Annotated in this window: 13 protein-coding genes; 12 read left to right on the top strand and 1 reads right to left on the bottom strand. The window is 63.5% G+C overall.

The features are described from left to right. The first annotated feature begins 109 nt into the window (after positions 1–109). The 6 genes from lepA (at position 110) to recO (ending at position 6,074) form a co-directional block, all read left to right on the top strand. Entirely contained in the window at positions 110–1,900 is a 1,791-nt protein-coding gene (gene lepA, locus OUZ30_RS11425) for a translation elongation factor 4 (RefSeq protein WP_266182448.1), read from the top strand. Between the two features lie 84 nt (positions 1,901–1,984). After that, on the top strand, positions 1,985–2,875 hold the full coding sequence (lepB, locus tag OUZ30_RS11420) for a signal peptidase I (RefSeq protein WP_266182447.1): 891 nt from the start codon (positions 1,985–1,987) through the stop codon (positions 2,873–2,875). A 137-nt stretch (positions 2,876–3,012) separates the two neighbouring features. Further along, complete coding sequence (locus tag OUZ30_RS11415) at positions 3,013–3,393, top strand: DUF4845 domain-containing protein (RefSeq protein WP_266182446.1); 381 nt, start codon at positions 3,013–3,015, stop codon at positions 3,391–3,393. Positions 3,394–3,408: 15 nt separating this feature from the next. Next, positions 3,409–4,065 carry a ribonuclease III gene (gene rnc, locus OUZ30_RS11410; RefSeq protein WP_266182445.1) on the top strand — a complete coding sequence of 219 codons (657 nt, stop codon included), beginning with the start codon at positions 3,409–3,411 and terminating at the stop codon, positions 4,063–4,065. A 240-nt stretch (positions 4,066–4,305) separates the two neighbouring features. Continuing rightward, a complete protein-coding gene (gene era / locus OUZ30_RS11405; RefSeq protein ID WP_266182444.1) occupies positions 4,306–5,247 on the top strand; it encodes a GTPase Era in 942 nt (313 codons plus the stop codon). A gap of 116 nt (positions 5,248–5,363) precedes the next feature. After that, entirely contained in the window at positions 5,364–6,074 is a 711-nt protein-coding gene (gene recO / locus OUZ30_RS11400) for a DNA repair protein RecO (RefSeq protein WP_266182443.1), read from the top strand. Positions 6,075–6,078: 4 nt separating this feature from the next. On the opposite strand, the gene OUZ30_RS11395 is transcribed toward recO, so the two are convergent. Continuing rightward, positions 6,079–6,828, bottom strand: a complete 750-nt coding sequence (locus OUZ30_RS11395; RefSeq protein ID WP_266182442.1) for a response regulator — start codon at positions 6,826–6,828, stop codon at positions 6,079–6,081. Between the two features lie 44 nt (positions 6,829–6,872). On the opposite strand from OUZ30_RS11395, the gene OUZ30_RS11390 reads away from it, so the two are divergent. The 6 genes from OUZ30_RS11390 (at position 6,873) to OUZ30_RS11365 (ending at position 13,114) form a co-directional block, all read left to right on the top strand. Beyond that, positions 6,873–8,894: a translocation/assembly module TamB domain-containing protein gene (locus OUZ30_RS11390; protein ID WP_266182441.1), complete on the top strand. Its 2,022-nt coding sequence runs from the start codon at positions 6,873–6,875 to the stop codon at positions 8,892–8,894. A 35-nt stretch (positions 8,895–8,929) separates the two neighbouring features. Further along, positions 8,930–9,535 (top strand): YdbL family probable chaperone protein, encoded by a 606-nt coding sequence (locus tag OUZ30_RS11385; RefSeq protein ID WP_266182440.1) that lies wholly within the window; start codon positions 8,930–8,932, stop codon positions 9,533–9,535. A 90-nt stretch (positions 9,536–9,625) separates the two neighbouring features. Then, positions 9,626–10,939, top strand: coding sequence for a 23S rRNA (uracil(1939)-C(5))-methyltransferase RlmD (gene rlmD / locus OUZ30_RS11380; protein WP_266182439.1), 1,314 nt, complete (start codon positions 9,626–9,628; stop codon positions 10,937–10,939). Between the two features lie 77 nt (positions 10,940–11,016). Further along, positions 11,017–11,544: a CYTH domain-containing protein gene (locus tag OUZ30_RS11375; protein WP_266182438.1), complete on the top strand. Its 528-nt coding sequence runs from the start codon at positions 11,017–11,019 to the stop codon at positions 11,542–11,544. Further along, entirely contained in the window at positions 11,538–12,569 is a 1,032-nt protein-coding gene (nagZ, locus tag OUZ30_RS11370) for a beta-N-acetylhexosaminidase (protein WP_266182437.1), read from the top strand. Before OUZ30_RS11375 ends, nagZ begins: the two co-directional genes overlap by 7 nt. Next, complete coding sequence (locus OUZ30_RS11365; protein WP_266182436.1) at positions 12,566–13,114, top strand: hypoxanthine-guanine phosphoribosyltransferase; 549 nt, start codon at positions 12,566–12,568, stop codon at positions 13,112–13,114. The genes nagZ and OUZ30_RS11365 overlap by 4 nt, the downstream gene beginning before the upstream one ends. Positions 13,115–13,151 lie beyond the last annotated feature (37 nt).

Raw genomic sequence — 13,151 nt, 5'->3', positions numbered from 1 at the left:
ACGCCCGGACGACGCTGGTTCCATGCGATAATGCCGGGTTCGTATTGCCACCCCCGGCGATACGCTGCCTGCGCGCCGCGCATCGCAGTGAATGCAGCTAGCGTGCTCCATGGAACTGATTCGAAACTTCTCCATCATCGCCCACATCGATCACGGCAAATCAACGCTGGCCGATCGCATCATCCAAATCTGTGGCGGCTTGACTGAGCGCGAGATGGAGGCGCAAGTTCTCGACAATAATCCGATCGAGCGCGAGCGTGGCATCACCATCAAGGCGCAGTCGGTGTCGCTGCCGTACAAGGCACGCGACGGCAAGACCTATCAGCTCAACTTCATCGACACGCCCGGGCATGTGGACTTCAGCTATGAAGTCTCGCGTTCGCTGGCGGCCTGCGAAGGCGCGCTGCTGGTGGTCGACGCCGCCCAGGGCGTGGAGGCGCAGTCCGTCGCCAACTGCTACACCGCGGTGGAGATGGGCCTGGAAGTGGTGCCGGTGCTCAACAAGATCGACCTGCCCACGGCCGACCCCGAGAAGGTGAAGGGCGAGATCGAGGCGGTCATCGGCATCGACGCTGACGACGCGGTAGCCGTCAGCGCCAAGACCGGCCAGAACGTGGTCGAGGTGCTGGAAGCCATCGTGGCGCGCATCCCGCCGCCGAAGCCGGGCGACACGGATCGCCTGCAGGCGCTGATCATCGACTCGTGGTTCGACAACTACCTCGGCGTGGTCTCCCTGGTGCGCGTGATCCAGGGCGAAATCCGCCCGGGCGACAAGCTGCTGGTGATGTCCACTGGCCGCACTCACGAAGTGGGCGAGGTGGGTGTGTTCACCCCCAAGCGCAAGAAACTGGACAAGCTCTCTGCGGGCGAGGTGGGCTGGGTCAACGCGTCGATCAAGGACGTGCACGGGGCCCCGGTCGGCGACACCCTGACCCAGGCCGGCAAGCCAGCCGACAAGCCCTTGCCCGGTTTCCAGACCATGCAGCCGCGCGTGTTCGCCGGCCTGTTCCCGGTCTCTGCCGACGACTATCCGGCGCTGCGCGAAGCGCTGGATAAGCTGCGCCTCAACGATGCGGCGATGTTCTTCGAGCCGGAAAGCTCCGAGGCGATGGGCTTCGGCTTCCGCTGCGGCTTCCTGGGCCTGCTGCACATGGAAATCGTGCAGGAACGCCTGGAGCGCGAGTACGACCTGGACCTGGTCACCACGGCGCCAACGGTGGTGTACGAGATCCTCAAGAGCGACGGCTCGGTGATGCTGCTGGATAACCCGGCCAAGCTGCCGGCAGCGCATCTCATGGAGGAAATCCGCGAGCCAATTATCGTTGCCAGTATCCTCACGCCGCCGGACTACATCGGCAACGTCATCACGCTGTGCGAAGAGAAGCGTGGCGTGCAGCGTTCGATCCAGTACCTGGCCACCCAGGTGCAGATCAGCTACGAGATTCCGCTGGCCGAAGTGGTACTGGATTTCTTCGATCGCCTGAAGTCCGTCTCGCGCGGTTATGCCTCGATGGACTATCACTTCGAGCGCTTCGAAGCGGGCCCGTTCGTGCGCGTGGATGTGCTTATCAACGGCGACCGCGTGGATGCGCTGAGCCTGATCTTGCATCGCGTGCATGCCGAGCGCCGTGGCCGTGACCTGGTCGAACGCATGAAGGACTTGATCCCCCGCCAGCAGTTCGACGTGGCCATTCAGGCGGCGATCGGCGCCCAGGTGATTGCCCGTTCGACGGTGAAAGCCTTGCGCAAGAACGTTCTGGCCAAGTGCTACGGCGGTGACGTCAGTCGTAAGAAAAAGCTGCTCGAGAAGCAAAAGGAAGGCAAGAAGCGCATGAAGATGGTCGGCCGCGTGGAAATTCCACAGGAAGCCTTCCTTGCCGTACTGAAGGTGGACAAATGAAACCTTCCATGCCGTATTGATGGTGGACAAATAATAAACCTGCGGATTCGGCGTCCCTCGCGCCGAGCAACCTTGGAGTAGGGCATGGATTTCGATTTTTCGGCGATTCTGCTGGGCCTCACCGTCGTGTTTGGCGTGGTGTGGGGTCTGGACCGCCTGTTCTTCCACAAGCAGCGCAAGGCCAAGGCCGAAGCGGCGCGTGGAGAAGTGCGCGAGCCGGTGATTGTGGACTGGTCGCGCTCACTGTTTCCGGTCGTGCTGGTGGTGTTGCTGCTTCGTTCGTTCGTGGCCGAGCCGTTTCGTATTCCGTCGGGCTCGATGATGCCTACGCTCGACGTGGGCGACTTCATCCTGGTGAACAAGTTCGCCTACGGTCTGCGCATGCCGGCCTTCAATAACAAGTTCCTGAGCCTGGGCGAGCCCAAGCGCGGCGACGTCGTGGTGTTCCGGTTCCCGGGCTATCTGTGCGAGGACGACGGCAAGCTGGTGCGCAGCGGTGACCAGAGTTGCGCCGATCCGCATGCGCCCGTACCCAGCCAGAACTGGATCAAGCGCGTCATCGGCCTGCCAGGCGATCGCGTGGAAATGCGCGGCGACCAGTTGCTGGTCAACGGCGAGCCGGTGGCGGCCGACCTCATCGGCCCCTACGAGGGCGATCCGAAACGGCAGGAATCGCGCTTGATGCTTGAAATGGGCGCCACGGTGTGGAACGAGCACCTGCCGAACGGACAGGGTGGCGTGGTCAATCACCTGACGGCCCGGATGCCCAACTACGCCACGCCGCCGCCACTGCCGAATGCCCGCGTGCCGCTGGTGGTGCCGCAGGGCTGCTACCTGGCCATGGGCGATAACCGCTATAACAGCACGGACAGCCGCTGGTGGGGCTGCCTGCCGGAGCAGAATCTGGCCGGCAAGGCGTTCCTGATCTGGCTGAATTTCTACGATTTCAAGCGGGTCGGTTCGATCATCCACTGAATGCCGTGATGCAGGTACGTGACCTGCCGGTGCGCTTAAGGGCAGAATCTGCTGCAACCGCCATGGCCGGCGCACTGTGTTGTGCTGGCCATGGCACGTTTGGGGTATAGCCGCAGCAGCGGCATAGCGAGGGGACTATGAAATCGAGGCAGTCGGGTATCACCCTGATCGGGTTTCTCGTGGTGTTGATCATTGTGGGCTTCTTTGGCTTCATGGCGATGAAGCTGATTCCGGCCTATACCGAGTTCATGGGCGTCAACAAGGCCATGAACGACGTCGCGACCGGCAGCATGGAAGGCAAGACGCTGGACGATGTCCGTCGCGATCTCATGAAAAAGATGGATTTCCAGTACGTGGACGATGCCACCATCAAGCCCAAGGACATCACGATCAAACGTCAGGGCAATGCTGCGCAGCTCAGCGTCACGTACGACAAGCGCGTTCCTTTTATGTACAACATCGACTTCCTGCTGCACTTCGAAAAGAGCGTGGCACTGCAGGGAAATATCGGTGGTTAAGCTCAGGCTAGTGATTTGACCAAACTCGCATACCGCTTTAGTGATCCAGCGCTCGGTCAGCTCGCACTGACCCACCGGAGCGTGGGTAAGCCGAACAATGAGCGGATGGAATTCCTCGGCGACGCGCTACTTGGCGTGGTAGTGGCCGAGTTGCTTTATGAGGCTCACCCGCATGCCAGCGAGGGTGAGCTTTCGCGCCTGCGCGCCCAACTGGTCAACGGGCAGGCGCTGGCGGTCATCGCGCGCGAGCTCGAGCTCGGCGACGAGCTCAAGCTTGGCTCGGGTGAACTCAAGAGCGGCGGTTTTCGACGGGAATCCATTCTCGCGGATGCCTTCGAGGCGCTGATGGCGGCGGTCTACCTGGATGCCGGCTTCTCTGAATGCCGGTCGGTGGTTCGAGCGCTGTTCGAGCCGCTCGTTGCGGCCATACCGCGTTCGTCCAAGGATGCCAAGACGCGCCTGCAGGAGCTTCTGCAGGCGCGCGGCTGGTCACTGCCGCATTACGACCTGATCGACAGCCACGGCGAAGATCACGCCAAGACATTTGACGTATCCTGTGAAATCACCGAACCCGAGGCCATTCGGGCCGAGGGCCGCGGCAGCAGTCGCCGTGCAGCGGAACAGGATGCCGCTGAGGCGGTACTGCGCCGTTTGCAGGACATGAAAGCCTGATTTCGGCGTTACCCAAGTCCGATTTGGCTCCCCCGGGACGTCCATCGGGCGGGCTTTCATAGGGCGGCACCTGGCACGGCGCTCTGGGTGCGGTCGCCGCATCGACCCACGCGGGGGCGACGTCGCCGCTCCACGACCTTATCACCAGGTCGAATAACGACTTACACTCTCTATCTCTCCCGTGTCTTGCGCGTAACCCACTCGCGCGGGCCACGAGGACATCCGAAACAGGCTTTGATCATGAACGACAACGTTGATATCGACCTCGGCGCACCGGCCGAGCTTCCCCATGACGACTTCCGTTGTGGCCTGGTGGCCCTGGCGGGTCGACCGAACGTGGGCAAGTCCACCTTGCTCAATGCGTTGATCGGTTTTCGCCTGTCCATTGTCAGCCCGCGGCCGCAGACCACCCGTCACCGCATTCTAGGCATCGCCACCAGCGAGGCCGGGCAGATCATGTACGTCGATACGCCGGGCCTCCATCGCGGCGCCAAACGGGCAATGAACCGCAGCCTCAATCGCGCGGCGCGCTCGGCGATCAGTGAAGTCGATGTGGTGGTGCAGGTCATCGAGGCGGGGCGCTGGACGGACGAGGACGAGGCGCTCTACGACGCCCTGGTTGAACAGAAGGTGCCGCGCCTGCTGGTCATCAACAAGGTCGACCTGGCCAAGGAAAAGGCGACCATGCTGCCGTTCGTGGCCGACCTGATGGCACGTCACAGCTTTGACGACGTGTATTACGTCAGCGCACTCAAGGAACAAGGCCTGACGGAGCTGCAGCAGGGCATTCTCAAGCGCTTGCCGGTGCAGCCCCCCGTCTACGGCGAGGACGAGGTCACCGACCGCAGCGAGCGCTTCCTGGCCGCTGAAATGGTTCGCGAGCAGCTGATGTTGCGCCTCGACCAGGAACTGCCCTATGCCACGACGGTCGAGATCGAACAGTTCACCGATCGCCCTGATGGCGTGGCCGAGATCCATGCCGTGATCTGGGTCGAGCGCGATGGCCAGAAAGCGATCGTGATCGGCAACGGTGGCGCCCAGTTGAAGGCCATCGGAACCTCGGCTCGACGTCACATGGAGCGCACCTTTGAGCGCAAGGTGTTCCTGCGCCTATGGGTCAAGGTTCGCGAGGGCTGGGTCGACGACGAGACGATGCTCAAGAAATTCGGCTATACGGACTGAAAGCCAGGCATGGCGAGCGCTGATTCGACGATCGGCCACGCTTGCCAGGGCACCTGGGGGCCGGGTATTGGCGTTCACGACATCTCTTCAACCGCGTCTGGCCGCTAGCGACTTCCATGCGCATCGAGCAGCAGCCGGCCTACGTATTGCATTCGCGGCCTTACCGCGAGACGTCGATGCTGCTCGAATGCCTGACGCAGGATCACGGGCGGATCGGCGTGGTGGCACGTGGAGTGCGGCGCGAACGTGCCCGCTTGCAACGTGCCCAGCTCGAGCCGTTCCAGCCGCTGGTGCTTGATTTATTGTTGCGCGGCGAGCTGGCGACCTTGCAAGGCGCCGAAACCCTCGGCGTGCCATGTCGCCTGTTAGGCGATGCGGGCCTTGCGGGGCTCTATGTCAACGAGCTCGTGGTTCGCCTGACGGGTCGGCAGGACCCTCAGCCTGAATTGTTCGAAGCGTATGCTCGAACGCTGCCGCGCCTGGCAACGACGGAGTCCCTGGCATGGTCGCTGCGGCGCTTCGAGCGCGATTTGCTCGAGGCGATCGGATACGGCTTGCAACTGGAGTCGGATGCTGAGTCGGGCGAGCCGCTGGAGCCGGCGCAGCTCTATCGCTACACCGTCGAAGTGGGGCCGTCCCCATGTCGGCCCGGTACCGCCCATGCGCTGCGTGGCAGCGACCTGTTGGCCTTGGCGCAGGACCAGATGCCCGACGCGGCGGGCTTGTCCGCCTTGCGCTTCATGATGCGCGAGGTAATCCGCTTCCATCTGGGCGGAGGCGAGCTGCGTGCCTGGCACGTGCTTGCCGCGGCGATGTCGCGACGCTAAGCGTTCAGCCCGTACCCGCCAGGGCCTCGATGGTGGCCAGCAAAGCTCTGTTGAAGCGCGAAAGCGGTGCCAGTGAACCCGCGTGGCCCAGCTTGAGATGTCGCTGCAGCAGGGTGGCTTGCGTGCCCAGCGCAGTCGCACCGCAGAAACCGCAGGACGAGCGCAGGCGGTGCAGTCGCTCCGCAAAGGCCTCGGGGTCACCGCGCAGCAGGTCGAGATCCTGGTAGAGGGCAACCAGCTCCGCGCGCAACAAGGTGCGCATCGCGTTTACGACATCGGCGTCGCCCATGGTGGCGATGGCCTGCGCATCGTCAAGCAGCGGCAGCGAGGCGGTGCCTGCCTGCACCAGGCCGAGAATCCGTCGGAGATCAGCCAGGTTGCAAGGTTTCATCAGCACTTCGCTGAACTCGGCTGCCAGCAGGTGCCGTCGCTCCGCCGGATCCATTTCCGCGCTGGTGGCTACGGCCGTGCAATCGCTCGAGCGCGCTTGGGGATCCCGGCGCAGGGCCGCCAAAACCTCCGCGGCGCCCGCCCCCGGCATGCGGCAGTCCAGCAACAGCAGGTCGAAGGCTTCGTCGTGGGCCAGGGCTATGGCGGCTGTACCGTCGTTGCAGGCCTGGGCCTCAAGGCCGAGGCTGCGCAAGGCTTCGACGAGGAACAGCCGGCTGGCAGGGTCGTCGTCGGCCACCAAGGCACGGGCGGTTCCGGGGGCCGTGGAGGCGCGTAAAACGTCGCTGGGAAGCGTGTTGAGCATGACTAGTCCGTGTCGTTCAGCTGATTTTGGCAGAATGGCGTCTCATGCGCTTCTCATCAAGCCACCTTTTGCTCTGTCTAGGCATCCTTTTTGGGGTCGGCCTGGTGTTGCCCGCGCGGGCGGATATCGCCCTGGGCGCCAAGACAGTCAGCCTGCCCGGGCTCAAGCTGCAGGAGGTGCAGGCGCTGGTCGGTGAAGACGGCCAGGGTGGGCTGAAGCTCAGTCTGCGTGCCGCCAGGGCCGACGTGCCGACCATGGGGTGGCGACGCGTCGCTGCGGATCTGCAGGGCTCGTTGCAGCGTGATGTGCATATGCGCTGGCTGTTCAACGGCACCGTGCAGCTGGTGGGTGCGCCAGGCGCAGCCTTGAGCAATGCCAAGGTCGCCATGGTCGTGGACGAGGCGGCCAATACGCTTGAAGTGGATATCTCCCAGGCAGCGGCGCAAGCCAGCATGGCCTTGCCTTTGGATCAGCCCACGCATGCGCAGATCAGCCTCAAGGGATTGCCGGTTTCCTGGCTGCAGGGCTTGTTGAGCACCCTATGGTCAGGGCGCGCCACGGCCGGCAAGCTTGACGCCGACATGGCGCTGGACCTGGAGAACAAGGGCATCCAGGCGTCAGGTCAATTTGCGCTCAGTGCGGCCGGATTCGATACGGCCAGTGGCACGATGGCGGGGCAGGGTGTCAACGGCAATGGTCGTTTGAATATCGATACCACCAGCACGCCATCGCGTATCGACCTCGACGCCAGCATGCGCGGCGGCGAACTGTTGCTCGGACCGATTTACGCGCGATTGCCCGATCATCCCGTCCAGGTGAGTCTGGCGGCCACGACGCACAACGGGGCGGTGGACTTCACGCGCCTGCGCGTCGCGGACGCCGATGCACTGCAATTTGAGGGCATGTTGGCGTTCAACGCCAAAGGCGAAGTGCAGAAGCTCAAGCTCGATAAGCTGCAGGCACGCTTCCCTGCGGCTTACCAGCGTTATGGACAGGCGTGGCTCACGACGCTCGGCATGCGCGACGTCCGCATTGATGGCCAGCTTGCCGGCAACCTCGACCTCGATGCGTCGGGCCTGCGCAGCTTCGACTTCGACACGGATGGGCTGGACCTGGCCGATAGCGAAGGGCGCTTGTCGATCAAGGGTCTGCGTGGCGGTGTCGATTGGGCGGCTGAAGGCGAGCGCCCTGCCACCACCTTGAACTGGCAGGGCTTGCAGGTTTACCGCATGGTCAACGGCCCGGCACAGTCGCGCTGGCAGAGCCGAGGGGGCGCCTTGAGCCTCCAGCGCGCGCTGGAAGTGCCGCTGCTCAACGGCAAGGTCCGCATCGGGGACCTCGAATGGCGCCCCGCAGCCGCGCGGGGGCGCCGACTGGAGACGTCCCTCACCTTTGCCGGGATCGACATGGCGGCTTTCTCGCGTGCGATGGGGTGGCCCGAGTTCCAGGGCACCCTGGGTGGCGCCATTCCGGGCTTGCGTTGGATCGACGACCATATCGAGATGGAGGGCGGCCTGACGGTGAATGTGTTCGACGGCTTCCTCAATATCACGCGAATGTCGTTGCAGGGACCGTTCGGCTCAAGTCCCATCTTGTCCGCGGATATCCAGTTGCGGCAGCTGGATCTGGCGCTGATGACCAGTGTGTTCGATTTCGGCAGCATCACCGGCCGCCTGGACGGCTCCATCGACGAGTTGCGCCTGGTCAACTGGAATCCGATCGCGTTCAAGGCCAATTTACTGGCCGGCAGCGGCGGTCGCATCAGTCAGCGTGCTGTGAACAACCTCACCTCGTTCGGCGGCGGCGGTGTGGCCACCGGACTGCAGGGCGCCGTGCTGAAGCTGTTCAAGACCTTTGGCTATAAGCGGATCGGCCTAAGCTGCGTGTTGCAGGGTTCGGTATGTCGTATGGGCGGTCTCGATAACAATGCGGATGGGTACACTATTCTCGAAGGTAGCGGCCTGCCGCACTTGCAAATCGTCGGCCACCAGACCCAGGTGGACTGGCCCACCCTGGTGCGCCGCCTGAAGGCAGCTACGGAAGGCACCCCGCCGGAGGTTCGTTGAGGGCCGGCAACACCCCATCCCCGAAGGAGTCGATCATGCGGAAGTTTGTCTATGGATTGCTGACCACCCTGCTGGTGGCCATGGTGGGGTGCGTCACCATCAACGTCTATTTTCCCGAGGCGGCGGCACAGAAGGCGGCTGATCAGTTCATCGGCACCGTGCTCGACAGCAATGCCCCGGCAGCGCCCCCCCAAAAGGACCAGCCACCCGCACCCGCCAAAGACGGCCATCAGCCCTCGGCCATGCTGCTCGACCTGTTGATTCCGGCGGCCTATGCGGCCGATACGCCGAATATTCGCATCCAGACGGCCACCACCGAGGCCATTCACGATCGCATGCGGCAACGCTTTCATGACACCCTCGCCCCCCTGTTCAACAGCGGTACGGTCGGTTTCACCAAGGACGGTCTGGTCGCCGTACGCGATGCGGCCAAGCTGCCGATGGACCAGCGCGCTGCGGTGAACGCCGCCGTGGCGGACGAAAATCGTGACCGTGACGCGCTCTATCGCGAGGTGGCCAATGCCAACAACCATCCGGAATGGGAGGCGCAGATTCGCGCCACGTTTGCCAAGGGCTGGATCGAGCGTGCGCGTGCGGGCTGGTATTATCAGGACGCCTCGGGCGGCTGGAAGCAGAAGTAAGCCGCTCGCCCCCTCCGAACCACCCACCCGATTGCCGCGCCCGGGTCCGTTGATCCGGGCGTATTCGTTTTTGGCTGACCGCAGAGCACCATGAAAGAATTCCAAGCCACCATCACCGACCTCAGCCACGACGGCAAGGGCGTCACCCGCATCGACGGCAAGGCCGTCTTCGTCAGCGGCGCCTTGCTCGGCGAGGACGTCTTGCTGCGCATCCGCAAACGTCATCGTCACTACGACGAGGCCGAGGTGGTGGAGCTGCTGAAAACATCTCCGCACCGCGTCGAGCCGCGTTGCCGCCATTTCGGCCAATGCGGTGGCTGTTCGCTGCAGCATCTGGATGCCGAATCGCAGATCGAAGTGAAGCAGCGCGTGCTGCAGGACAACTTCGAGCGCATCGGCAAGGTGAGTCCGGCGCTGTGGTTGCCACCGCTGACCGATGAAGCGTGGGGCTATCGCCGCAAAGGCCGCTTGTCCGTGCGTCAGGTGGCCAAGAAGGGACGCGTGCTGGTGGGTTTTCGCGAGGAGAGCAATCCGCGTTTCGTTGCCGACATTAGCCAATGCGAAGTGGTGCATCCGGCGCTCGGGCCGAAGATCGGCCTGTTGGCCGAACTGGTCGGCGGCATGGATGCAGCCACCGAAATCCCGCAGATCGAATTTGCGGCGGGCGACGATACCGTGGCGCTGGTATTCCGACATATGTCGCCGCTGAGCGAGCGCGACCAGGCTGCGCTCGTGGCGTTTGGCCAGCAGCATGGTTTCGCCATCTACCTGCAGCCAGGTGGCGTCAGTAGCGTGCATCCGCTGTGGCCGGAACATCCGCGCCTGGCGTTCCGCATTCCCAGCAGTGACGCGGCGTTCGACGATGTTGAGCTGGAATTTCGTCCGCTCGACTTCGTGCAGGTCAACGCCGGCATGAATCGCCGCATGATGGCCCGCACGATGGAATTGCTCGATCCGCAACCGAACGACCGCGTGCTCGACTTGTTCTGCGGCCTTGGCAACTTCACCTTGCCGATCGCGCGCCGTGTGGCCGAAGTCGTGGGCGTCGAAGGCGAACACGGCCTGGTCGAACGCGCCGCGGAAAATGCCGCGCGTAACGGCATCACGCATGCCCGTTTCGAAGTTGCCAACCTGTTCGAGGATCAGCGCCACGCGCATTGGGCGAAACAGTCGTGGGACAAACTGTTGCTCGATCCGCCGCGTGCGGGTGCCGACAAGGCGCTGGAATACCTGCCGCACAAGGACACCCACCGCATCGTGTACGTTTCGTGTCACCCGGGCTCGCTGGCGCGTGATGCCGGCATTCTGGTGGAGAAGCACGGTTTTCGCTTGAGTGCGGCGGGCGTGATGGATATGTTCCCGCACACCGCCCATGTGGAATCGATTGCGCTGTTCGAACGCTAGTCGGATGTTGGGGCGTGACGCGCACTAGCGCCTCGTTTCGCCTCCACCTTACTCAAACCAGACATGTGACGACAACCATGGGTATCGAGATCGAACGCAAATTCCTCCTGAGCGACGATAGCTGGCGTGAGACGGTCGAGTGCAGCGAGCGCATCGCGCAGGGTTATCTCGTAGGGGCACAGGCATTGCGCGATGGCACGTCGAGGGCTTCGGTGCGCGTGCGCCGTTCGGGCGATCATGCCTGGCTCAATATCAAGTCGGCACAGCTTGGCATCGAGCGTGCCGAATTCGAATACCCCATGCCACTCGGCGATGCTGAAGAGATGTTGGCGACGCTATGCGATGGTGTGCTGGAAAAAATCCGCCATCACGTGACCGTCGATGGCGCGCTGTTCGAGATTGACGAATTCTTCGGCGACAACGCGGGCCTAGTGGTGGCCGAGATCGAGCTCGCCGCTACCGATGCCCCGTTTCCGCAGCCGTCATGGTTGGGGCGTGAGGTCAGTCATCTGGTTCGTTACTACAACGTCAACCTGATTGCGCATCCTTACGCCCATTGGACGCAAGAAGAGCGCGACGCCGCAAGGGAATCGAGCCCATGTTGATGATCGGCCTGGCCGGCACGGCGCTGGCCGACTCGGAACACGCCTGGCTGAAAGCGACGGGCGTCGCTGGCGTCGTGCTGTTCTCGCGTAATTTCAGCTCGCGCGAGCAGTTGATGTCGTTGGTCGATGCGATTCGCGAAGTCGGCGGTGACGACATGCTGATCGCCGTCGACCAGGAGGGCGGTCCAGTACAGCGGTTTCGCGAGGGCTTTACGCGCTTGCCGCCGCTGTCGGCGATTGGCGCCGTCTACGATCGCGATCCGCCCGATGCTGTGCGACTGGCCGAGGAGCATGCCTGGGTCATGTCCAGCGAGCTGCGCGCCAGCGGTGTGGATTTCAGCTTTGCGCCGGTGGTCGATCTTGCGCGAGGCAATGCGGCGATCGGTCCGCGCGCGTTGCATGCCGATCCGGAAGCCGCCGCCGAGCTGGCGCAGGCTTATGTGCGCGGCATGCACCTGGGTGGCATGGCGGCGGTACTCAAGCACTTCCCCGGGCATGGTTCGGTGGCCGTCGATACGCACAAGGCCGCTGCCATCGATCCGCGACCGCTCGACCAGATCCGCCGCGACGACCTGCTGCCCTTTATGGAAGGTATCGATGCACATGCCGAGGCGGTGATGGTGGCTCATGTCATCTATCCCGCCGTCGATGATCGACCGGCGGGTTTCTCGAGGCGCTGGATCGTGCAGATCCTGCGCGGCGAGCTGGGCTTCAATGGGGCCGTGATCAGTGATGACATCAGCATGGCTGCCGCCGGCGCTGCTGGCGGCGTCGCCGCGCGCGTCCATGCCCACCTCGACGCCGGTTGCGATCTGGTGCTGGCCTGTTTTCCCGAGGTGGTGGAGGAAGCCATTGCCGCCGTGCAGGGTCGCGCCGCTAGCGATCCCCAGCGACTGAGCGCTTTGCGCGGTGCCGTTGCATCGACCTGGGAAGGACTTACCGATAACCCGCAGCGCGACCGTTTTGTCGCGCGCGTCACGGCGCTCCATCCCGTGGCAGGACAACCCTTGGAAGGGCAGGCATGAACACAAGTACACCCTCGCTGGGCGCCGCATTGGCCGATGCCGAGCTGCTGTTCGATCGTGAAGCGCTGGAATCGGTGATCGCCGATATGGGGCGCCGCATCGACGCGGCGCTCGATGGCGAGCGCGCGGTATTTCTCACCGTCATGAATGGCGCGCTGATCTTTGCCGGTCATCTGGCGCTGGCCATCCGCACCGATCTCGAATTCGATTACGTGCACGCCACGCGCTATCGCGGCGCCACTTCGGGCAGCGAGTTGCACTGGCTGCGCGAACCGGCGGCGGATATGCAGGGGCGAACCGTACTGCTGGTGGACGACATTCTCGACGAAGGCCACACCCTGAAGGCCGTGCGCGACGACTGCCTGCGCCGTGGTGCCAAGCGCGTGTTGATCGTGAGCCTGTGCACCAAGCACCACGACCGTCTGGTCGAGGGCGTCGCGGCGGATTTCAACGGCGTGGAGCTGCCCGATCGCTACGTATTCGGCTTCGGCATGGACTACTACGAGCAGGGTCGCAACCTGCCGGGTATCTACGCGCTGACATGAGTTTCATCGCGCCAGCAGGGCGTGGCTGGCTCGCGAA

The organism is Dyella humicola (assembly GCF_026283945.1).
Taxonomy (GTDB): domain Bacteria; phylum Pseudomonadota; class Gammaproteobacteria; order Xanthomonadales; family Rhodanobacteraceae; genus Dyella; species Dyella humicola.
Note: the sequence above shows the minus strand (reverse complement) of the source record. Positions and strands in the feature narration are given on the sequence as shown.